At 70.4% G+C, this 20,969-nt stretch carries 18 protein-coding genes; 14 read left to right on the top strand and 4 right to left on the bottom strand.

Features of this window, described 5'->3' with window-relative positions:
* Nucleotides 1-104: 104 nt before the first annotated feature.
* The 12 genes from tssB (at nt 105) to WMF45_RS51410 (ending at nt 10,796) form a co-directional block, all read left to right on the top strand.
* Entirely contained in the window at nt 105-611 is a 507-nt protein-coding gene (gene tssB, locus WMF45_RS51465; protein WP_437714899.1) for a type VI secretion system contractile sheath small subunit, read from the top strand.
* 32 nt (nt 612-643) lie between these two features.
* Nucleotides 644-2,131: a type VI secretion system contractile sheath large subunit gene (tssC, locus tag WMF45_RS51460; protein ID WP_437714898.1), complete on the top strand. Its 1,488-nt coding sequence runs from the start codon at nt 644-646 to the stop codon at nt 2,129-2,131.
* Nucleotides 2,132-2,240: 109 nt separating this feature from the next.
* The gene (locus WMF45_RS51455; RefSeq protein WP_437714897.1) at nt 2,241-2,729 is read left to right on the top strand and encodes an Hcp family type VI secretion system effector; all 489 of its coding nucleotides are present in this window, start codon (nt 2,241-2,243) and stop codon (nt 2,727-2,729) included.
* 53 nt (nt 2,730-2,782) lie between these two features.
* A complete protein-coding gene (gene tssE / locus WMF45_RS51450; RefSeq protein WP_437714896.1) occupies nt 2,783-3,244 on the top strand; it encodes a type VI secretion system baseplate subunit TssE in 462 nt (153 codons plus the stop codon).
* Nucleotides 3,241-5,049, top strand: a complete 1,809-nt coding sequence (gene tssF, locus WMF45_RS51445) for a type VI secretion system baseplate subunit TssF (protein WP_437714894.1) — start codon at nt 3,241-3,243, stop codon at nt 5,047-5,049. Before tssE ends, tssF begins: the two co-directional genes overlap by 4 nt.
* The gene (tssG, locus tag WMF45_RS51440; RefSeq protein ID WP_437714892.1) at nt 5,013-6,113 is read left to right on the top strand and encodes a type VI secretion system baseplate subunit TssG; all 1,101 of its coding nucleotides are present in this window, start codon (nt 5,013-5,015) and stop codon (nt 6,111-6,113) included. Before tssF ends, tssG begins: the two co-directional genes overlap by 37 nt.
* A complete protein-coding gene (locus WMF45_RS51435; RefSeq protein ID WP_437714890.1) occupies nt 6,103-6,861 on the top strand; it encodes a hypothetical protein in 759 nt (252 codons plus the stop codon). Before tssG ends, WMF45_RS51435 begins: the two co-directional genes overlap by 11 nt.
* Nucleotides 6,862-6,891: 30 nt before the next feature.
* Entirely contained in the window at nt 6,892-7,923 is a 1,032-nt protein-coding gene (locus WMF45_RS51430) for a DUF2169 family type VI secretion system accessory protein (protein WP_437714888.1), read from the top strand.
* Nucleotides 7,923-8,975 (top strand): hypothetical protein, encoded by a 1,053-nt coding sequence (locus tag WMF45_RS51425; RefSeq protein ID WP_437714886.1) that lies wholly within the window; start codon nt 7,923-7,925, stop codon nt 8,973-8,975. The genes WMF45_RS51430 and WMF45_RS51425 overlap by 1 nt, the downstream gene beginning before the upstream one ends.
* 32 nt (nt 8,976-9,007) lie before the next feature.
* On the top strand, nt 9,008-9,388 hold the full coding sequence (locus WMF45_RS51420; protein WP_012241942.1) for a DUF4150 domain-containing protein: 381 nt from the start codon (nt 9,008-9,010) through the stop codon (nt 9,386-9,388).
* Nucleotides 9,389-9,431: 43 nt separating this feature from the next.
* A complete protein-coding gene (locus WMF45_RS51415) occupies nt 9,432-10,178 on the top strand; it encodes a hypothetical protein (RefSeq protein WP_437714884.1) in 747 nt (248 codons plus the stop codon).
* 18 nt (nt 10,179-10,196) lie between these two features.
* On the top strand, nt 10,197-10,796 hold the full coding sequence (locus WMF45_RS51410; protein ID WP_437714882.1) for an imm11 family protein: 600 nt from the start codon (nt 10,197-10,199) through the stop codon (nt 10,794-10,796).
* A gap of 42 nt (nt 10,797-10,838) precedes the next feature.
* Here WMF45_RS51410 and WMF45_RS51405 read toward each other — a convergent pair whose 3' ends face one another.
* The 4 genes from WMF45_RS51405 to WMF45_RS51390 all read right to left on the bottom strand — a co-directional run bounded on the left by WMF45_RS51405 (nt 10,839) and on the right by WMF45_RS51390 (nt 17,522).
* On the bottom strand, nt 10,839-12,419 hold the full coding sequence (locus WMF45_RS51405; RefSeq protein ID WP_437714880.1) for an AAA family ATPase: 1,581 nt from the start codon (nt 12,417-12,419) through the stop codon (nt 10,839-10,841).
* A gap of 129 nt (nt 12,420-12,548) precedes the next feature.
* Nucleotides 12,549-14,132: an AAA family ATPase gene (locus WMF45_RS51400; protein ID WP_437714878.1), complete on the bottom strand. Its 1,584-nt coding sequence runs from the start codon at nt 14,130-14,132 to the stop codon at nt 12,549-12,551.
* Between the two features lie 146 nt (nt 14,133-14,278).
* On the bottom strand, nt 14,279-15,520 hold the full coding sequence (locus tag WMF45_RS51395; protein ID WP_437714876.1) for a TIGR02270 family protein: 1,242 nt from the start codon (nt 15,518-15,520) through the stop codon (nt 14,279-14,281).
* 43 nt (nt 15,521-15,563) lie between these two features.
* Entirely contained in the window at nt 15,564-17,522 is a 1,959-nt protein-coding gene (locus WMF45_RS51390; protein WP_437714875.1) for a type VI secretion system Vgr family protein, read from the bottom strand.
* Between the two features lie 276 nt (nt 17,523-17,798).
* Between WMF45_RS51390 and WMF45_RS51385 the strand changes: the two genes are divergently transcribed.
* Both WMF45_RS51385 and WMF45_RS51380 read left to right on the top strand, forming a co-directional pair.
* The gene (locus tag WMF45_RS51385; RefSeq protein ID WP_437714873.1) at nt 17,799-18,602 is read left to right on the top strand and encodes a hypothetical protein; all 804 of its coding nucleotides are present in this window, start codon (nt 17,799-17,801) and stop codon (nt 18,600-18,602) included.
* 190 nt (nt 18,603-18,792) lie between these two features.
* On the top strand, nt 18,793-20,877 hold the full coding sequence (locus tag WMF45_RS51380) for a serine/threonine-protein kinase (protein ID WP_437714871.1): 2,085 nt from the start codon (nt 18,793-18,795) through the stop codon (nt 20,875-20,877).
* The last annotated feature ends 92 nt before the right edge of the window (nt 20,878-20,969 follow it).

Raw genomic sequence — 20,969 nt, 5'->3', positions numbered from 1 at the left:
CGCCGATCGGTCCCCGGCCCGGCCGCGCGAGGGTGGATTGGCCCCGGGGAGAGCGTCCGCGCGAGATGCACGCTCGACCGAGGCCGCGGGAGAAAGGAACGACCATGGCAGAGAGCAAGCAACAATGGCTGAGCAGGAACCGCCCGCCTCGGGTGCAGATCACCTACGACGTCGAGACCGGCGGCGCGATCGAGAAGAAGGAGATCCCGTTCGTCGTCGGGATCATGAGCGACCTGTCCGGCACCTCCGAGGCGCCGCGGCCGAAGCTCAAGGACCGCAAGTTCGTGGAGATCGATCGCGACAATTTCAATGAGGTCCTCGCCGCGGTGGCGCCCGAGGCCACGTGCCTCGTCGACAACAAGCTCACGGACGAGGGCGGCAAGCTGAAGGTCAGCCTCTCCTTCAAGAGCATGGATGACTTCCGGCCCGAGCAGCTCGTGGAGCAGGTCGAGCCGCTGCGCGCGTTGCTCCGCGCGCGGGAGCGGCTGAACGATCTGCTCGCGAAGCTCGAGGGCAACGACGATCTGAGCGGGATGCTCAAGCGGGTCGTCGAGGACACGAAGAAGCTCGAGACGCTCAAGCAGGAGCTCGAGAAGGGCCGGGACGGCTGAGCCGCGATCTTAGGACGGGAAGGGAGAGAGCCATGGCGGAAGAGAGCACCCAAGCGGTCGGCTCGGCGGCGGCAGCGCCGGCCGAGGAGATGAGCCTCATCGACCAGATCCTCGCGCAGGGGATGGTCCGCGGCGCGGCGGAGCCGCAACGAAAGCACGCGCGCGATCTCATCGATGAGTTCGTGAACCAGGTCCTCGACGAGAAGGTGAAGGTCGGGAGCGACACGGTGGCGGCCATCGAGGCGCGCATCGCCGAGATCGACGCGCGCATCAGCGCGCAGCTCGACGCCATCCTGCACCACAAGGAGTTCCAGCGGGTGGAGGCGCGCTGGCGCGGGCTGAACTACCTCGTCATGAACACCGAGACCTCGACGCGGCTGAAGCTGCGCGTGCTCAACGTGAAGAAGGACGAGCTGCGCAAGGACTTCGAGGCCGCGGCGGACTTCGACCGGAGCGCGGTCTTCAAGAAGGTCTACGAGGAGGAGTACGGCACCTTCGGGGGCGCGCCGTATGGCATGCTCGTCGGCGACTACGAGTTCGATGGCACGAACCCCGACGTCTCGCTCCTCACGGAGCTCTCCAAGGTGGCGGCCGCGGCGCACGCGCCGTTCATCGCGGCGGCGTCGCCCGAGCTCTTCGACATGCCGAGCTTCACCCAGATCGGCGTGCCCGGCGACCTCGCGAAGATATTCGAGAGCACGCAGCTCATCAAGTGGCGCGAGTTCCGCGAGTCGGAGGACTCGCGCTATGTCGGGCTGGTCCTTCCGCACGTGCTCATGCGCCTGCCGTACGGGCCGAAGGGCGTCCCGGTCGAGGGGTTCAATTACGAGGAGCAGGTCGGCGAGGGCGACGGGAACTTCCTCTGGGGGAACGCGGCGTACGCGCTCACGCAGCGGATCACGAACGCCTTCGCGCTCTATGGCTGGTGCGCCGCGATCCGCGGCGTCGAGGGCGGCGGTCTCGTCGAGAACCTCCCGCTGCACACCTTCAAGACGAGCGAGGGGGATATCGTCGCCAAGATCCCGACCGAGGTCGCCATCACCGACCGGCGCGAGAACGAGCTGTCGGAGCTCGGCTTCATCGGGCTCTGCTACAAGAAGGGGAGCGCGCAGGCGGCCTTCTTCGGCGGCAGCACCACGAACAAGCCGAAGGCGTACAACCTGCCGCAGGCGAACGCGAACGCCCGGCTGAGCGCGCAGCTCCCCTACATCCTCGCGGCGTCCCGGTTCGCGCACTACGTCAAGGTGCTCATGCGAGACAAGATCGGGAGCTTCAGCTCGCAGGAAGGCGTCTCCAACTACCTCAACAACTGGATCGCCGACTACGTGCTCCTCAACGACAGCGCCGGCCAGGAGACCAAGGCGCGGCTGCCGCTGCGCGAGGCGCGGGTCGACGTCTCCGAGGTCCCCGGCAAGCCCGGCGCGTACCGCGCGGTTGTGTTCCTCAAGCCGCATTTCCAGCTGAACGAGCTCTCGGTCTCGATGCGGCTCGTCGCGGAGCTGCCGCCGCCGGTGGGGTGACGAGGAGCGGCGCGCGCCGCGGAGAAGGTGGCCGCGCTCGCGGAGGCGCCTCGCGATGGGGCCCGGCCGCGCGCGGGCTGTGCAATCGTGGATAGAGGAGGGATGAACCATGCAGAATATCTTCTGGGAAATCGATGGCATCAAGGGAGAGAGCACGTCGGCTCAGGGCAAGGACATGATCGAGCTGCTGTCCTTCAGCCACGGCGTGGCCATGCCGCTCACGGCCGGGCCCTCGAACACGAGCCGCGCGAGCGGCCGCTGCGTGCACAACGATTTCACGATCACCAAGTACTTCGACATCGCGTCGCCGACGCTCAACCTCAAGTGCTGCGGCGGCGAGGACATCAAGTCGATGAAGGTGCACATCTGGAAGGCCGACGTCGCCGGGGCGCCGCACAAGTACATGACGTACACCTTCGATAGCTGCATCATCACCTCCGTCTCGGTGACGGCCGGCGGGGATCAGCCGATCGAGACCATCACCTTCGGCTACAAGAAGATCACCTGGGACTACGCGCAGCAGAAGCAAGAGGCGCCGGGCGGGGCCAAGGGCAAGAGCTCGGCGAGCTTCAGCCTCGAAGAGAACAAGGGCAAGTGATCTCGCGGGGCCGAGGGCGCGCCGCCGCCCCGGCCTCGTGACGAGGACGCGAGATGGACGAGAGCTGGGGCGCGGCGGACGCGGGGCGTGTACCGCTCTTCGACCGCCTGGTCGACGACAACCCATCGCAGCGCAGCGAGGCGCGGCCGAAGCGCAGCCACGACCTCGACGCGCTGCGCGCCTCGGTTCTCCGCGAGCTCGAGCGGCTGCTCGGCACGCGCTGCCCCGTGCCCGGAGACGTGGCCCTCTCGCGCCAGCGCACCGTGATCGACTACGGCCTTCCCGACCTCGAGCTCGGCGGCCGCGACGTCGTCAAGGAAGACCGGTTCCGCGTCGCGCGGCTCGTCCAGCAGACGGTCGAGGCATACGAGCCCCGCCTCGCGCGGGTCGAGGTCGAGCTGCTCCCTCCCGCGGACGGCGACGCGCGGTACCGCGTCGCCGTCCGCGCGCAGCTCGTCACCGAGCGGGTGCGCGAGCCGCTCAGCTTCACCTTGCCGCTGCCGGAGGTCGGGTGACGACGACCGACCACGACGCCGAGCTGCTCGATCTCTACGCCCGCGAGCTCGCCTACCTGCGGGAGCGCGGCGCCGAGTTCGCCGCGGCGTACCCCAAGATCGCCGCGCGCCTGGGCCTGGAGGGGCGCCACTCCGCGGATCCGCACGTCGAGCGCCTCCTCGAGTCGTTCGCGTTCCTGACGGCGCGCCTCCAGCGCCGCCTCGACAGCGATCTCCCCGAGCTCACCACGTCGCTGCTCGGCGTCCTCTATCCGCCGCTGCTCTCGCCCATCCCGTCGATGGCGATCGCGGCCTTCGAGGTGAGCCCCAGGGACAGCAAGCTCACCTCGGGCCACGTGATCGAGCGGGGCACGCCGCTCTTCGCCGAGGCGCACGGGGGCCCGACCTGCCGTTTCCGGACGTGCGCTCCGGTCACGCTCTGGCCGATCGAGATCGAGGCCGCCGGCTTCGGCGCCCCCGAGGCGCTGGATTTGCCGCCGGGCTCCGGCGGGGTGATGGCGGCGCTCCGCATCCGCCTGCGGAGCGGCGGCCCTCCGCTGCGCGCGCTCGGGGTGCGGCGGCTGCGCTTCTTCCTGAGCGGCGGCGGCCTGAGCGGCTATCGCCTGTACGAGCTGCTCTTCGGCCACACGCTGCGCGTCCTCTGCGCCGGCGAAGGCGGCGGCCGGGATCTCGCGGAGGCGCGGCTCCACCCGGTCGGCTTCGGGCCCGACGAGGAGGCGCTCCCCTACCCCGTGCACGCGTCTCCCGGTCACCGGCTGGTCCAGGAGTACTTCGCCTTTCCCGAGAAGTTTCTCTTCTTCGACGTCGAGCTCACGCACCTCCCCGAGGGCACGGCGTGCAGCCTGCTGTTCCTGCTCGACCAGCGCCCGCCCGCGAGCCTCGTGGTGCGGGCCGACACGTTCCGGCTCGGCTGCGCGCCGATCATCAACCTGTTCTCCCGCACGACCGAGCCGATCCGGGTCGATCACCGCTTCCCGGAGTACCGCCTGGTCGCGGACGCGCGCCGCGAGCGCACGACCGAGATCCACTCGATCCACAAGGTCACGGCGACGGCGCCGGGCGAGGCGGAGCAGGTGGAGTACGCGCCGTTCTTCTCCTTCACGCACCACGCCGAGGGCGCGGGCGCGGGCCCACGCGCGTTCTGGCAGGCCCGCCGCGTCGCGACGTCGCGTGAAGACGTGCCCGGCACGGACGTGACCCTGTCGTTCGTCGATCTCGACCTCTCGCCTCGGAGGCCCCCATCTCGGGTCGTGTACGCCTCGGTGCTGTGCACCAACCGCGACCTCCCCGAGGAGCTGTCCGCCGGCGTGTCGCTGTCGCTCGAGCGTGGGGCCGCCATGGGCCGGATCACCTGCCTCACCAAGCCGACCCCGCAGCGCGATCCTCCGCTCGGCGGACAGGCGCTCTGGCGGCTCGTATCGAACCTGTCGCAGAACCACCTCTCGATCTCGGGGCCGGGCGGCATGGACGCGCTGAAGGAGATCCTGCGCGTCTATCTCTTCGCGTCGATCCCCGAGGCGGAGCGCCAGATCCAGGGCATCGCGGGCGTGTCGGCGCGCACCGTGACGCGGCGGATCGGCGCGGACGCGTGGCGCGGGTTCTGCCGCGGGACCGAGGTGACGCTGACGCTCGACGAGGAGCAGTTCGTCGGATCGAGCCCGCTGCTCTTCGCGGAGGTGCTGAGCCGGTATCTCTCGCTGCACGCACACATCAATTCATTCACGGAGCTCGTGCTGAGGAGCACGGGGCGCGCGGAGGTATGGAAGCGATGGCAACCGATGGCAGGCGCGAAGGCGCTCCTCTAGACGAGGAGGACCGGCTCTTCACCGAGGGCCGCCGCTTCGACTTCTTCCAGGCCGTGGCGCTGCTCGAGGCGCGGGCGGAGGGCTGCCGGAGCGTGGGCGAGAGCGCCGAGCCCGCGGCCGAGGCGGTGCGGCTGCGCGGCGCGATCGACCTCGCGTTCCCCGAGACGGACGTGGCCGGAATCGAGCGCGCCGCGCGCGAGGGGGAGCCGGCGGTGTTGACGGCGAGCTTCATGAGCCTCGCGGGCGCGCTCGGGCCGCTGCCGCCGCCGTTCGCGGAGCTCGTGTACCAGCGCGCGGCGCGGCGCGACTTCGCGCTGCGCGATTTTCTGGACATCTTCAATCATCGCCTGCTCTCGCTGGTCTACCGCATCCGCAAGCGGCACCGGATCGGGCTCGGCGTGGCGTCTCCGGAGCAGGACGACGCCGCGCGGTACCTTTATGCGTTGATCGGCCTCGGGTTGCCGTCGCTTCGCGGGAGGTTGCCGGTGAGCGACCGCGCGCTGCTGGAGCCGGCGGCGCTGGTGGCGCGGGAGGTGCGGCCGATGGCGGGCCTCACGGCGCTGCTGCGGCATCACCTGCGGGTGCCGATCGAGGCGGCGCCGCTGACGGGGGCGTACCACCCGATCGAGGAGAGCGATTGGACGGCGATCGGCCCCTCGGGGCGCAACCGGGGGCTCGGGCAGGGGGCGATCCTGGGGCGGCGAGCGTGGGACCAGGAGGCGGGGTTCGAGCTCGTCGTGGGGCCGCTGTCGCTCCGGGATTACGTGCGCTGCTTGCCTGGAGGGGACCTGCTCGAGCCGCTGTGCGCGCTGACGCGGTTCTATGCGGGCGACGTGCTGAGCTTCACGGTGCTCCTGCGGATGCGCGCCGAGGAGGCGCCGGCGGCGCGGCTCGGGAGGCGGCACGGGGCGCGCCTCGGGACGACGGCGTGCCTCGGCGGGGGCGCGCGGAGGCGAGAGCCGATCGAGAAGAGGCTGCGAGGGGCGGCGCTCTCCGCTGCCACGATGTCTCGCTCACCGGCCGACGACGGCGGCGCGGCACGGAAGGACACCCATGGCCAGTAAAGCGGAGCTCATCCTCGACCTGGTGCAGTTCGCCCTCGACCTCGTCGGCCTGGTGGATCCGACGTTCATCTCGGATGGGGCCAGCGGGCTCATCTCCCTCGCGCGCGGGCAATGGCTGGACGCCGTTATCAGCGGCGCCAGCATGATCCCGTATGTCGGCGACATGATGAAGCTCGGCAAGCTCCCACGGTACGCTCGCTCGATCGCGGACGCGATCGCGCTCGCGCGCGAGGATGCGAAGCTCGCCGATCAGCTCCGCCCAGCGCTCGCGAAGCTGCTCGAGGCGCTGAACAGACTTCCTGCTGACAAGCTGCCTCGTGACGCCATGGCTCCGATCCTGCAGATGAAGCGAGAGATCGAGGCGTTCCTTTCGGCGACGAACGTCCTCTGGAAGCAGCAGCTCACAAGCCCGGCGTTGCGGAAATATGCCCCCACACCGAAGCACGCAGGGAGAGGCGGTCCTGGGGTGAAGGGCACGATCATGGATCTGGACGACGCACAGGCGAGGCAGGTGCTCCAGAGCGCCCTCCATGACGCCGCCGCGCCGCTCCGCGACAAGGCTCCCCGCCTGTGGGGTTACCGCAACGGGAAAGTCTATCAGTTTCATTACGACAACGCGGGCGGCTGGCACGGGTTCTCTGATGACGTGAAGCCTCCCGACTACGTGATACAGCAATGGCGGGCGACGAAGGCGATCAGCGAGGCGGAGTTCAACCGGGTGCGCAAGCTCCCGAACCGTGGGTTCTGAGCGCCTGCGTCCGTTCTCGCCGGCCATCCCATGCTCCAGCTCCGAAATAGCACCTCGTTCAAGGCGAACATCGCGCTCTTCCCGGACGCTCGCGGGGTGGACACGCTCTACGTCGCGGTCCGCGCGACCTTCGCGCTCCGCGGCGGGGCGCTGCGCATCGCCGAGGCGCAGGAGCCGCTGAAGCTCGCGGACGAGTACTGGGGCGAGCCCGGACAGACCAGCCTGAAGCACGCCGCGGATCTCCACCTCGGCAAGCCGGCGACCGACGTGGTGCTGCTCGGCGAGGCGTGGGCGCCGCGCGGGCGCCCGGCGCCTTCGGTCGATGTGTCGCTCGCGGTCGGCCCGGTCGCCAGGGTGGTCCGCGTCTTCGGCGATCGGGAATGGCGCGGCCCGCTGGATCTTCGCATCTCTCCGCCGGTCCCGTTCGAGCGGTTACCGCTCGTCTACGAGCGCGCCTTCGGCGGCGTGCTGAAGTACGATCCCGAGAAGGGTCCCCAGGAGATCGATCAGCGCAATCCGGTAGGCATCGGCTTCGGCCTGCGGAGCGCGCCGCCCGAGAAGGCGGTGCGGCGGCTGCCCAACCTGGAGGACCCGGCGCACCTCCTCTCGGGCACGCGCGACCGCCCGCCGCCCGCGGGTTTCGGCTTCATCGCGCCCTCGTGGGAGCCGCGCAAGCGGTATGCGGGGACCTACGACGAGGCCTGGCAGGAGACGCGGGCGCCGTACCTGCCGAAGGACTTCGACGCGCGCTTCTTCAACGCGGCCTCGCCTGGCCTCGTCTGTCCGGGCCACCTGCGCGGCGGCGAGCCGGTCAAGGTGCAGAACGCCTCGCCAGATCCCTGGGATGTGCGGCTGCCGCTGTGCGATCTCGACGTGAAGGTCACGATCGATACCGACGTGGAGCGGCCGCCCATGCGGCTTCAGACCGTGATGCTCGAGCCTGGCGAGGGGCGGCTCGGGATCGTGTGGCTGGGCGAGGTGGGTTGCGACAAGCGAGCCCTCAAGGTGAAGCTGGTGGAGATCGACGCGAGGCGGATCGAGCTGAGCGGACGGAGGTCGTGATGGCGGCCCCGGGCGCGGACATCCTGCGGGTCGGCATGGTGAGCTCTGTCGGGCTGAGCGCCGAGGTGACGAGCGCGGCGGTCCGGGCGGGGATCGATCGGTTCCAGCAGAGCTCGGTCCTGGATCGCCGCTTCAATCCGCTGGTCATGGCGCTCGTGGCGACTCCGGATCTGCCGCCGCTCGCGCCTGCGCTCGAGGGGATCGCCGGGCTGACCGCGCGGCAGCTCCGGATGCTGCGGCTCGCGGGACCAGCGCTGCGCGCATGCCTCGAGGACGCTCCTCCCGGACCGGCGGCGGTGCTGCTCGCGGGGCCCGAGGCGTTCCCGGTAGGCCGTCCCGCGCCGATCGGGCCGGTTTTCCTGGAGCACCTCGCGGCGCAGGCGGAGGTGAAGCTCGACCTGGCGCGCAGCCGGGTGTTCCCGGCGGGGCGGGCGGGGGCCTTCCTGGCGCTCGCCGCGGCGCTGGAGGGGCTCTCCGCGCGCCGGTATGATCGCGTCGTGGTGGGTGGAGTGGATACGCTCCTCGACCTGTACCTGCTCGGGACGCTGGACCTCGAGGAGCGGCTGCGCGCGGCGGGGATCTTCGACGGCTTCATCCCGGGGGAGGGCGCGGCGTTCCTGCTGCTCGCGCGGCCGGGCTCGGGGCGCGCGCCGCTGTCGCGGCTCGTCTCGGTGGGCACGGCGGAGGAGGAAGGGCACCGCTACACGACGGCAGCGCCGTACCGCGGCGAGGGGCTGGACGCGGCGCTCAAGACAGCGTTCGCCGCGGCGCCGGGGGGGCCTGTACGGACGGTGTACGCCGGCTTCAACGGCGAGAGCTTCTTTGCCAAGGAGTGGGGAGTGGCGGTGGCGCGGCACAAGAAGAGGATCGCCGAAGACTTCGTGATCGAGCACCCGGCAGACTGCGTGGGTGACGCGGGGGCGGCGCTCGGGGCGATGCTTGTGGGGCTGGCGGCGATGTCGCTGGCAGAGGGCCACCGTCCGTCACGCTGTCTGGTGTGGGCGCCGTCGGATCTGGCGGCGCGCGGCGCGGCGATCCTGGACAGGGACTGATCGGGGAACGAAAGGGACTGGAGGAGCGAGCGATGGGAACGAAGGTGTTCGCCAACATGCGCGGGGTGGTCCACAAGCAGAGCGGCGGCATGAGCATGGTGTTCCCCGACGTCTGCAAGACGCCGACCCCCGGCGGGCCGGTGCCGATCCCCTACCCGAACATCGGGCAGGCGTCGGACACGTCGGACGGGCCGAAGAAGGTCACGTGCGACGGGAAGATGCCGATGGTGAAGGGGGCGAAGTACTCGAAATCGAGCGGCGACGAGGCGGGGACGGCCGGCGGCGTGATGAGCTCGTGCAACCGGGGGGAGTGCGAGTTCATGCTGTACTCGTTCGACGTGAAGTTCGAGGGGAAGAACGTGTGCCGGCTGGGGGATCCGCTGTTCCATAACAAGAAGAACATGATGGGATGACCTGAACCCGCGCCTCCGAGCGCCACGATCATCGAGGTGAGACATGGAGATCGGCGAGACCGTCGCGAGCGTTCAGGCCATGGTCGATCAGGGACAGTGCATCGTTTGCGACAAATCGCACGAAAAACCCAAGGACGAGCCTGTCGAGCCGACGGTAGGGAAGAGCGGATGGGAGCGCGACAAGAGCATGTCCGGCGTCTTCGACGGCGGCGATGCCGAGCGCTGCAAGATCTACAAGGACAACACGTATCCACCCAGCTACGCATCGGAGGGCCACCACAGCCTCGCTTACTCCAGCTTCGTGAAGAACGGCAAGGACGAGTTTCTTCGTCTGAATCACTTCCTCAACGCCGCAGAGTTCCGACCCAACGATAGCCCGAACATCATCCAGCTCCCCGGCCGGAGCGGCGACGCAGGAGCGCCTGCATCCCTTGAAAAGAGCTTCCAGGCGTTCTGGGCCTCCGTAGAATCGGGGAAGCCGCTTCAGCTACACATAGGACGTCATAAAAGCAGCTACTTCGTGAGGTCGGACAACATGGTGCGCAGGATTGCCGTGCTGATATCGGCCCCGGCGCGGTGCGAGCAGTCGGATCTAGACAGCCTCAAGAAAAAGCTGAAGCAGTATGCGGACGGGGCTGTCAACCATGCGTTCATGTCCGTCGCGAGGGCAAAGTGGGAATGCCACCCTGAAAAGCTGCGCGAAGCCCAAACGGCCTACCGTGACCGCGGCGGCCGGCTCTCGCCATCAGCGTGGCCCGACATCCGGCTGGACATCTCTCCTTTCCGCTGAGCTCGAGGAGAAAGGGATATGTACTACGTCCTGGAGATGGATCTCGAATTTGCCGTGATGGCCTCGCTCGAGGAAGCACGCCCTGGGCACGATCTCAAGTGGCTGCACGGCCAGCGTTTCGCCCCTGACGTGGCCCCGGCCGGGCTCAAGGTCGTCCTCGAAGAGCCCTTCGACGAGCACACGATCGATGAGGAGGAGACCGCGCGCGCGCCGACAGAGACGTTCCCGGATTTTTTCGAGCTCATGAGGGTCCCCATCGGCTCCGGCCGCCTGCGCAACGCGTTGGTCGGCGCAGGCGCTGACAACGTCGAGTATTACCCCGCGCTCCTCGTCGAGCCCTCCGGCCGGACAGTGGAGGGCTTCCATGCCCTCAACGTCGTGGGGCTCGTCGATGCTATCGACCGTGCAGCGTCCGATCTCGTCATGGACGACGATCAGATCGTGCGCATCGACGCCCTCGCGCTGGACGAGAGCGCCATCGGCGACTTGAAGATCTGCCGGCTCAAGGACTATCCGGACATCCTCGTCGTCCAGGCTGCAGTGGCCGACGCCGTGCGCTCCCTCGTCGGCGTACGGCTGTCTCCTGCGCGAGGCTGGAGCGATGACCACCGATTTTGATGTGATGAGCGTGCCTGGTAGGTGGCTTCCAAGAGCGCCCGCTCACGCCCAGAGCAACGTAACCCGCCTCCCCGACGGCGCCCTCGCCTCCTCGAACCGCGTGCGCGCGTCGATCTCGCCCGCCTCCTTGCGCCGGTCGAAGATCACGAGCACCCCCTCGTCGAGCCCGATCTGCGCGAGGTACCCGTCGAGCTGCGCCAGCCCCTTCGGCAGCGGGCTCTTCTCCCCCTCGCGCCATACCTTGAGCTCCAGCGCCGCGCGCTGCACGGCGCGCCGCCCCTCGGCGTCGCGGTAGGGCCAGCGCACGAGCAAGTCGATCCTCCCTCGGCCGAGGCCGTACTCGCGGTCGATCGTCCCGCCGCCGTTCACCACCCGCTGCAGGAAGGCCATCAGCACGATCTGCGGCGCCACCTCGTGGTAGCCCAGGCTCCCTGCGAGCGCCTCGCCATGCTCTTGCCAGAACGCCGCGAACTCTTGGAGCAGGCGCTCCACATCGAGCCGGCCGTCCGGAAGCACGAAGCGCCTCGGCTCGGCCAGGATCACCGGCTCGACGTCGCCGGCGAGCACCCGGGCGATCACCTCGCGGTAGATGGGGTTCGCGACGCGCGCGGGGTTGTCCGAGGCGAGCAGCCCGAGGTCGCGAGCGTACTGGAGATCGTCCTGGTACGTGTCGCCGCCGGCCGACAGCGCGCCCGCGACGAGCGGCTCGATCACGCGCCGGATGCGCGGCTCGTGCAGCCGCGCGACGAGCGAGTCGAGGTGCGTCGCGCGCGCGAGGATGAGCCGCTCCTTCGCCTCCTCGACATGCGCCACGGTGATCGGCTCGTCCGGCGGGACGGCGAGCTTCTCCACGATCTCCCGGGCGAGCGCGTTCACCAGCCATGGCTGGCCGGCCGTCAGCGCGAATGCGCGCTCGATGGCCTCCTCCGTGAACAGCTGGCCGGTCTCGGCGGTGTGCTGACCGTACAGGTCGTGCACCTCGTCGCAATCGAAGTCGCCGACCCTGAGCGATTCGATCTTGATGTTGAACGGGCTCGCCGTACCGAGTCGGCCTGGATCCCCTCCGCTCGCGGCCTTGTACTCGCGCACGTCGCGCAGGCCGCACAGCACCACCGAGGCAGGAAAGTCCACTGGACGGTTCGCGAAACCGGCCCGGAGCTGGCGCAGCACGCTGATCAGGCTCTGGCCTCGCAGCGCATCGATCTCATCGAAGAACAGCACCAGCGGCCGCGGACACGCGCGCGCCCATGCAGACAGCTTCGCCCGGAGCAGTCCCTCGTCTCCCTCGAGCGACATCGGCGGCGGCCTGAGCTCCGCCGGCAGCTCCACCTCCGCTTGGAGATCGATCTCCCGCAGGATCGCCCGCTGCGCCGAGCCGATGTCGTCGCCCCACGCCTCGCCCTCCTCGCACGAGAACAGCAGCGCCGCGAAGCGCCCCGCCGCCGTCAGCCGCCGCGCCAGCGCCCGCAGCGCCGTCGTCTTGCCCGTCTGCCGCGGCGCGTGCACCACGAAGTACCCCATCTGCTCCACGAGCCCGGGCGCCTCGGGCAACCGCCGCTCCGCCGGGATCATGTAGTGCCAGTCCGGGCGGCAGGGCCCGGCCGTGTTGAAGCGGCGCGCCATGCCCCGAGCTTGCGTCCCGCCACCGCCCGGCCGCAAGGCCCGGCCGCCGCTGCCTCGCGCGCGACCGGCCTCGGCCTCGCGCTCGCCTCCTCCCCCGCCTCGCCCCGCGCTCGCCGCGCCCGCTGTGAGCTATGCCCTCAGCACCGTCACCCTGCGCCCCGCGGGCGTCACCGCCTCCTCGAAGCGCGTGCGCTCCTCCGGCTCCCCCGCCTCCTTGCGCCGGTCGAAGATCACCAGCACCCCCGTCGGCAGCCCCAGCCGCTCCAGATACCGCTCGAGCTGCGCCAGGCCCTTCGGCAGCGGATCCTTGCCGCCGTCCTTCCACACCTTGAGCTCCAGCGCCTCGCGCTGCACCGCGCGCGTCCCGTCCGCAGCCGCATGGGGCCAGCGCACCAGCAGATCGATCCGCCCGCGCCCCACCCCGTACTCCCGGTCCACGTGGCCCCCGCCGTTCACCACGCGCTGCAGGTACGCCATCAGCACGAGCTGCGGCGCCACCTCGTGGTACGGCATGCCCGCCGCGAGCACCTCGCCGTGCTCTCGCCAGAACTCGGCAAACTCGCGCAGGATCCGCGGCAGATCCAGCCGCCCGTCGGGCAGCATGAACGCCCGCGCCGGCGGGGCGGGCACCCTCGCCTCGGCCGGAGAGGCCAGCACGCGCACGATCACCTCGCGGTAGATCGGGTTCGCGATCCGGAGTGGGTTGTCCGGCGCAACCAACCCGAGATCGCGCACGTACGACAGATCGTCGTCGTAGGTGTCTCCCCCGCCCTCGTAGGTGCCGGCCAGGACGGGCTCCAGCACCCGCCGCACGCGCGGCTCCGTGAGCCGGTGCACCAGCGAGTCGAGGTGCGTCGCGCGCGCGAGGATGAGCCGCTCCTTCGCCTCCTCGACGTGCGCTGCGGTGATGGGCTCGTCCGGCGGGATGACGAGCTTCTCCACGATCTCCCGGGCGAGCGCGTTGACCAGCCACGGCTGGCCGGCCGTCAGCGCGAAGGCGCGCTCGATGGCTTCCTCGGTGAACACCTGGCCGGTCTCGGCGGTGTGCTGGCCGTACAGGTCGCGCACCTCGTCGCGATCGAAACCGCCGATCCTGAGCGATTCGATCTTGATGTTGAACGGGCTCGCCGTGCCGAGCCGGCCCGGATCCCCCCCGCTCGCGGCCTTGTACTCGCGCACATCGCGCAGGCCGCACAGCGCCACCGAGGCGGGGAAGTCGGCTGGCCGATCGGCGAAACCGGCCCGGAGCTGGCGCAGCACGCCGATCAGGCTCTGACCCCGGAGCGCGTCGATCTCGTCGAAGAACAGCGCCAGCGGCCGCGGGCACGCGCGCGCCCACGCAGACAGCTTGAGACCCAGGAGCCCTTCGTTCCCCTGCTCGGGGACCGAGGGCGGTCTCAGCTCCGGCGGCAGCTCGATCGCTGCCCGCCGGTCGATCTCCCGCAGGATCGCCCGCTGCGCCGCGCCGATGTCGTCGCCCCACGCCTCGCCCTCCTCGCACGAGAACAGCAGCGCCGCGAAGCGCCCCGCCGCCGTCAGCCGCCGCGCCAGCGCCCGCAGCGCCGTCGTCTTGCCCGTCTGCCGCGGCGCGTGCACCACGAAGTACCCCATCTGCTCCACGAGCCCGGGCGCCTCGGGCAACCGCCGCTCCGCCGGGATCATGTAGTGCCAGTCCGGGCGGCAGGGCCCGGCCGTGTTGAAGCGGCGCGCCATGCCCCGAGCTTGCGTCCCGCCACCGCCCGGCCGCAAGGTCCGGCCGCACGCGGGTGGTGGTGCACGCGAGCCACAAGCGCGCCGCGCGCGGCCGGCCTGGCGCCCTCATCCCCCGCGCGCCGCGCTCTACCCCCGCGCGCCGCGCTCTACCCGCCGAGCTCCGCCCGCTGCGCGTCCCCCCGCGCACGCACCTCGAACACCCCCAGCCGCGGCCTCAGGAAGCATCGCTCGATCGCCGCCGCCGCCCTCGCCGGCTGGCTCCCGCGCCGCAGCACCTCGTTCAGCCCCTCCAGATCGACCCCCCTCCCCCAGAGATGCCTCTTCCCCGCCGCGAAGTCCCCTCGCCGCCGCGCCCACCACCGCGCCACCGCCGCCGCATCAGGCCACGGGAGCCCGTCGTCCGGATCGGGCCCCACGTCCTCGTCCTCCGGGTCGTCGCTCGGCCCAGCCTCCTCCAGCGCGGGCCCCTCGAGCTCCTCTCTCACCAACTCCACGCCCGTGATCAACGACAGCGCCCCGCCCGCCAGGCGAGCCAGCCTGGGCGCGCTCATCCGTTCGATGAGCCACGGCACGTGCGCCGGATCCCCGAGCGCCCCCACCCCCGCGATCGCCGCCCGCGCCGCCCCCGGCGATTCCCCGAGCCCCCTCAGCCATCTCGCCCCCGCGTGCGGACCGAGCCGCCGCAACGCCACGCCCGCAGCCCGCTGCGCGAGCGCTCGCCCGCCGGCCGCGATCTCCAGCAGCACATCCACGCCGCGCTCGTCCCCGAGCAGCGCCGCGGACCACGCCGCCCAGAACCGCACCGCCTCGTCCTCGGCGCCGAACGCCCGCCGCGCATCGTCGATCCCCTCCACGTACCCGAGCTCCCCGAGCGCCTTGAGCGCCCGCGCCCGCAGCCGCGCGTCCTCGGCGGAGAGCGCCTCCTTGAGCGCCGGCCCCGGATCCCGCCGCCGCACCGCGCTCGCGGCGATGCCAATGGTCCGGAGCGCCGGCCCTGCCTTCGCGCCGAGCAGCGCTGGCAGCACGTCCTTCACGAGCTCCGGCGCCGCCCACCCGAGCGCCGACACCACCCCGCGCGCCACATCCGGCGCATCGATCCCCCGCGCGATCAACGCCGCGATCGCCCCCTGATCCCGCCGCGTGAGCGCGAGCGAGAGCGCCGCGAACACCTCGCCCGCCCCCCCTTCCTCGGCCGCGGCCGCGCAGCCGTCCCACGCCGCGCGCCCGCCTCGCTCGAGCAGATCGAGCTGCGCCGCGAGCCGCGCGTCGACCTCCGCCAGGCCCTTCAGGTCGTACCGCGGATCGCGCGCCGCACTGTCGCGCTGGCTCCACAGAAATCCTGCGTTGTCCACCGCCTGAGCGAAGACCTCCTCCTCGGTGATCGACAAGGGCGCTCCTTTCGCGACGCGCTCGCCCACGCCCGGGCGGACGTCAGTTGTTCTTCACCTCGCTGCCCTTGATCGCGACCTTCCCGTCGCCCTTCAACGTGAGATCCGCGCCGGCCTCGCCCTTCAGCGCCTTCCCAGCCTTGAGGGTCATCGCCTGCTCGCTCTTGATGGTCACCGTCTTGGCCTCGATGACCAGGTTCCCCTTCACCTTGAGGACGTGATTGCCCTTCACCTCCTGGGTGAAGTTGGCCTTGTTGGTGTGGGTCTCGTGCCCCTCGACCGTCACATCCCGTGTCCCCTTGACCGCGTGCGACTCGTTGCCCTTCGACACGTCGATCGTGCGGTTGCCCTTCCCCACCGTCAGCAGGTCGTCCCCCTTGTCGATCGTCACCGTGCGGCTCTTCTCCACGCTGATGGTCTGGTCTCCACCCACCGCCAGCGTCTGATCGTGGTCGATGGAGATCGCCTGGTCGTGCTTGACGCCGATCGTCCAGTCGTTCTCCACGTCGACGACCATGTCCTTCTGGGCATGCATGAAGAGCTCCTCGCTGTCCTTCCTGTCCTCGAAGCGGAGCTCGTTGCCCGCGCTGCCCCCCTTCGACGAGCGGGACAGGAGGGTGCTCTTCGTCTGCTCGCCGGGAAGCGCGTAGGGGACCGTCTGGTCCGCGTTGTACACCGACCCGGTGCAGAGCGGCCTGTCGGGATCGCCGCCGAGGAAGCTGACCACGACCTCCTGGCCGACGCGCGGCAAGAACCAGTTGCCCCACCCCTTGCCGGCCCAGGACTGGGCGACGCGGATCCAGCAGGAGCTGTTCTCGTCGCGCTTGCCGTACCGGTCCCAGTGAAACTGCACCTTGATGCGGCCGAACTCGTCGGTCCATATCTCCTCGCCGCTCTTGCCGACGACGACGGCCGTCTGAGCCCCCGCGATGAGGGGCCTCGGCGTCACGCGCGCGGGGCGAAAGGGGCTCTGCATGGGCATCGCCTCGAAGGAGTTCTGGTACTCGTCGTTGTCGGCCGAGTGCGTGACGGCGAGCAGCAGGTACTCGCCGTTCACGTCGGAGCGCTCGTGCTGGACGAGCTGGAACGCGTGGCCGGCCGTGAACGCGCGGCAGAACGAGCTGCCGACGAGGCGCCGGGCCACGCCCTCCTCCGCCTCGATGCGACGCGTGGCGATCGCGTCGCCGGCGCCCTTGTCGGCGTAGCCGCCGGGATACTCGAAGAGCGCGAGCTTCGCCCCGCCGCCGCTCGCCTGGCTGAGCAGCGAGGTGCTGGGCGCCTTGAAGTTGTAGTCGGTCGCCGCATACGACCCCGCGACGACCTCTTCGATGAGCTCGCAGGCGGTCATCGCGTCCTCATCGCGCGTCGAGGTCTCGGCGGCGCCCACGTGGCGCACGTCGCCGAGATCGGGGCAGCGCGGGTTGCCCGCGCTGTCGTCGCCGAGGACGAGGGTGTGTTTTCCGTCCTCGTGCTGGAAATAGTAATAGATGCCCTCCTCCTCCAGCAGCCGCGAGACGAACTGAAACGCGGTCTCCTGGTATTGGACACACACCTCGCGAGGAGCGTACGAGCCGGTCAGCTCGTCCTTGTGATCGGAGAAGCCGAGGTCATCGAAGATCTGCTTCACGATGTCGGGCACCGATCTGTCCTGGAAGATGCGGGAGTCGGTGGTCCTCGTCAGAAACCAGAGCCAGGGGTGGATCTCGGCGCGATAGGCGGTCCTCGGCTGGCCGCCGTCGACATAGACACGGCCGGCCTGACGGAAGCGCGTGACGACACCGTGGATCATGCGCTCGGCACCGCTGGAGAGGCGGATGACCGCGGTGATGCCCTGGCCGACGATGGCAGAAAAATCGATGGCCCGCTCCTCGGACAGGAGGTCGAGCTCGAACCGAAATAGGCCCGACAGCCGCTCCTCGCCATGGATCCTGACGAGGGCGAGGGCGTCGGGGCCGAGAGGGCTATGGAGGGCGAGGATCGTCTTCGCCTGGGAGTAGGGCATCGCGCATCCTCTTGGTTCAGGGCCGGCGGTCGGGCCGAGGCTACCACAGGGGGCCCGCGGAGCCGCAGCGCGGCGACAGGCCCAGAGGCCATTGGCGTCCAGCGAGCGGTGTGCGACAAGGACATCGCTGCCCTCGAGAGGCGGCGCTGATTCGCTTCGCTGGCGCGGGTGCGTTGTGACCCCTTACGACGAGCTCCCCTCCCTGTTCCGTGGGCACCTGACCGCGGAGAATCGCGCGTTCTTGCTCGCGAAGCGCGGGCGCTTGCTGGCGGACGGATGGCGACCGGGCTGAACCTCTTGGCGCTGGCGGCGCTGCTCGTGGCGGCGCTCGTCGCTGAGCGGGGGCGACGGCAGCTACGGAGGGCTCTCGAGGAAGCGCGGCGCGCGCTCGCTGCAGGAGAGGCGGCTCATGCCGAGTCGGCGCGGGAGCGCGAGGCCGAGGCCGTGCGCCGCGGGGCGGAGGCCGCTCGCAAGGCGCAGGATACAGCGCAGCGCGACACCGAGGCAGCCCAGCATGAGGCCGAAGCGGCCCGACAGGCACAAAGCGCGGCCCTGCGCGAAGTCGAAGCGGCTCGGCAGGCGCAAAGCGCGGCCCTGCGCGACGCCGAAGCGGCCCGACAGGCACAAAGCGCGGCCCTGCGCGAAGTCGAAGCGGCTCGGCAGGCGCAAAGCGCGGCCCTGCGCGACGCCGAAGCGGCTCGGCAGGCGCAACACGCGGCCCTGCGCGACGCCGAGGCAGCGCAGCGTGAGGCCGAAGCGATCCTGCTGGCGCAGCACGCGACGCACGCCGCCCTGGAGTCCGCGAAGGCTGTCGCAGAAACGGAGCGCCAGGCAGCGCTGGAGGAGGCCCGGCAGGCGCGCGCCGAGCGGGACTCGTTCGCGCTGGAGGCGCGGGTGCTGCGCGCGGAGCTCTCGACGGCGCGCAAGCCTGTCGAGAAGGCGCCGCAAGCGGCGGAAAAGCTCGCGGGGGCCTCCGTGAAGCCGAGGACGCCGAAGACATCCGAGCAGCCGGGCAAAACGAGCTGGTGGTGTCAGCAATGCGGGCGAGGAGGAACGCGGCCTGAGCGGTGCTGCCGATAGGCATCCGGCGGATCCGGTCCCAGCCCACCGAGCATGTGGGCACGGCCGTCGCTCGTCTCCACGCAGCGCACGCCGAAGCGACCGCCCCCGTTTCAGGGAGCGCAACACCTACACCTCGACTACATCGCGCCCCCCGGACGCTTGACCGCGGCTTGAGGCCGCCCTGCTCAGCGTCGTACAATCGACCAGAATGAAGTTTTTCCAGGCCATCGCTCGGATGGGGCTGAAGTCGGGCGACGATCCGAAGGTGCGCCAGCACAAGAAGATCCTCACGCTCACCGCGGCGCTCAAGGCGTGCGCGTGCCCCGTCTGGGTGATCGCCTATGGGGCAGCCGGGGACCACCGCTCGGCGGCGATCCCGCTCGGCTACATGGTGTGCACCGGCCTGAGCCTCGCCCACTTCGCCAGGACGAAGGAGTTTGCCGGGTTCCGCTTCCGTCAGGCGCTGCTCATCTTCGCCCTGCCGTTTCTCATGCACGCGAGCCGGGGAGGGTTCGTCGGCTCGAGCGGCGTCATCCTCTGGGCGCTCCTCGCGCCGCTGACGTTGCTGCTGTTCCACGGATCGCGGGCGTCCGTCCCCTGGTTCATCGCGTACACGCTGCTCGTGATGGCCGCCGGCGTTGCCGACCCGCTCCTCTCCGGCGTCGCGCCGGAGGCGCCTCCGAGCCTCCTCGCCGGCTTCTTCGCGATGAACCTCCTCACGGTGTCGGCCATCGCGTACGCAACGGTGCAGTATTTCGCGCGCCAGCTCGCGGAGGAGCAGGAGAAGCTCGCGGAGCTCGTCGTCTCCTCGGCACAGGCGCTCGACGACATCGCGAGGTGGTCGTCCGCCGCGGCGGCGCAGATCGCGGAGGCGATCGGCGCCCGCGAGGTCGCGGTGTGGAAGGCCGAGGAGCAGGCGATGATCAGCCTCACCGCGACCGCCACGGAGGCGCCGCACGTCGACGCGCTGCGCCACGCTGCGCTCACCCAACACCCCTTTCCGAGATCCGCGGATGTCGTCGTCCCCGTCCTCGGCATGTCGGGCGACGTCCACGGCGCGCTGGTCATCGTCGGCGGCGGCGTCGTATGGAACGATACGGCCAGACGGCTCGTCCGCACGTTCGCGCATCACCTCGGCAGCGCGCTCGAGCTCTCGCGGCTGCGCAAGGATCTCGCGAGCGCGGCGGAGCGGCGGGAAGCGACGCTCGAAGACATGGTGCGCCGCGGTATCGATATCCTGCAGATATGCCCCAGCTGCCAGCGCTGTTACGACCAGCACGCGGAGCGATGCCTCGATGACGGCGCCGCGCTGAAGAGGCCGCGGCCGTCCCCCTATCGCGTGGCGGGGCGGTATCGCCTGACCCGGGCTGTCGCGGAGGGCGGCATGGGCAGGGTGTTCAAGGCCCACGACGAGCGGCTCGGGCGCGAGGTCGCGATCAAGACCATCAGGGCAGAGCACTTCAACAACGAGGATGTGCGCGCGCGGTTCGCGAGAGAGGCGCGCCTCGTCGCGCGAATCCATCATGCGTCGGTCGTCGAGGTGTACGACTCGGGCGAGATCGAGGACGGGACGCTCTTCATCGTGATGGAATGGCTGGACGGCTTCACCCTCGCTCACGCCATGAAGTCGCACGGGCCCGGGACGCCAGCCCAGGTGGCGGTGCTGCTGCGCGAGGGCGCCTCGGCGCTCGGCGCTGCGCACGCGGCGGGGCTCGTGCACCGCGACGTCAAGCCGGAGAACATCTTCCTGATCCCGTCGACGGGGCCGGGCGACTTTCACGTCAAGATCCTCGACTTCGGTATCGCCAAGGAGCTCTCCGCCGACGTGAGCGCGACCTCGACGGGCATCTTCCTGGGGACTCCGCTCTACATGGCCCCGGAACAGGCGCGCGGCAGGTCGGTGGACACGCGCAGCGATCTCTACTCCTTCGCGGCCGTCGCTTACCAGGCGCTCACCGGACGGCGCATCGCCGCCGGAGAGGACCTCGCCACCATCCTGTCGAGCCTCTCGCGCGCCCCTCCGGCGCCCGTCTCGTCGCTGCTCCCGGGAACGCCGCCGGACGTCGACCGCGCCTTCGCGCGGGCGCTCGCGCTGTCGCCCGACGAGCGGCCTCAGGACATCAAGGAGTGGGTGAGCTCGTTCGTCGGCCTGCTCGACAGCCTGCCCAAGCGGAGCCCGGGCTGGCGCATGTCAGGCGACGCGCCCGACATGGAGGAGCTCTCCAGCGCCGAGACGGTCCTGATCCACGAGCCCAGGGCGCGGATGCCGTCGGACATGTCCCGCGCGTCGTGATCGTGCCGCGCCCCTTCGCGAGGCGCGATCACGACACGCACGTCGGGTCTTGCAAAAAGGGCGGCGGAAGGGCTATCCCCGAGGACGGGACC

Source organism: Sorangium sp. So ce448 (genome assembly GCF_051520915.1).
GTDB classification, from domain to species: Bacteria; Myxococcota_A; Polyangia; order Polyangiales; family Polyangiaceae; genus Sorangium; species Sorangium cellulosum_B.
The sequence above is the reverse complement of the archived record's forward strand: the minus strand, read 5'-3'. Positions and strand labels throughout refer to the sequence as shown.

Bases quoted from the DNA above. Each gene is read 5' to 3' on its own strand.
- tssE (WP_437714896.1), top strand. From the start codon at position 2,783: ATGGACGAGAGCTGGGGCGCGGCGGACGCGGGGCGTGTACCGCTCTTC.
- tssB (WP_437714899.1), top strand. From the start codon at position 105: ATGGCAGAGAGCAAGCAACAATGGCTGAGCAGGAACCGCCCGCCTCGG.
- WMF45_RS51430 (WP_437714888.1), top strand. From the start codon at position 6,892: ATGCTCCAGCTCCGAAATAGCACCTCGTTCAAGGCGAACATCGCGCTC.
- WMF45_RS51415 (WP_437714884.1), top strand. From the start codon at position 9,432: ATGGAGATCGGCGAGACCGTCGCGAGCGTTCAGGCCATGGTCGATCAG.
- WMF45_RS51425 (WP_437714886.1), top strand. From the start codon at position 7,923: ATGGCGGCCCCGGGCGCGGACATCCTGCGGGTCGGCATGGTGAGCTCT.
- WMF45_RS51385 (WP_437714873.1), top strand. From the start codon at position 17,799: ATGGCGACCGGGCTGAACCTCTTGGCGCTGGCGGCGCTGCTCGTGGCG.
- tssC (WP_437714898.1), top strand. From the start codon at position 644: ATGGCGGAAGAGAGCACCCAAGCGGTCGGCTCGGCGGCGGCAGCGCCG.
- WMF45_RS51380 (WP_437714871.1), top strand. From the start codon at position 18,793: ATGAAGTTTTTCCAGGCCATCGCTCGGATGGGGCTGAAGTCGGGCGAC.
- WMF45_RS51405 (WP_437714880.1), bottom strand. From the start codon at position 12,419: ATGGCGCGCCGCTTCAACACGGCCGGGCCCTGCCGCCCGGACTGGCAC.
- WMF45_RS51435 (WP_437714890.1), top strand. From the start codon at position 6,103: ATGGCCAGTAAAGCGGAGCTCATCCTCGACCTGGTGCAGTTCGCCCTC.
- WMF45_RS51410 (WP_437714882.1), top strand. From the start codon at position 10,197: ATGTACTACGTCCTGGAGATGGATCTCGAATTTGCCGTGATGGCCTCG.
- WMF45_RS51455 (WP_437714897.1), top strand. From the start codon at position 2,241: ATGCAGAATATCTTCTGGGAAATCGATGGCATCAAGGGAGAGAGCACG.
- WMF45_RS51390 (WP_437714875.1), bottom strand. From the start codon at position 17,522: ATGCCCTACTCCCAGGCGAAGACGATCCTCGCCCTCCATAGCCCTCTC.
- WMF45_RS51420 (WP_012241942.1), top strand. From the start codon at position 9,008: ATGGGAACGAAGGTGTTCGCCAACATGCGCGGGGTGGTCCACAAGCAG.
- tssG (WP_437714892.1), top strand. From the start codon at position 5,013: ATGGCAACCGATGGCAGGCGCGAAGGCGCTCCTCTAGACGAGGAGGAC.
- WMF45_RS51400 (WP_437714878.1), bottom strand. From the start codon at position 14,132: ATGGCGCGCCGCTTCAACACGGCCGGGCCCTGCCGCCCGGACTGGCAC.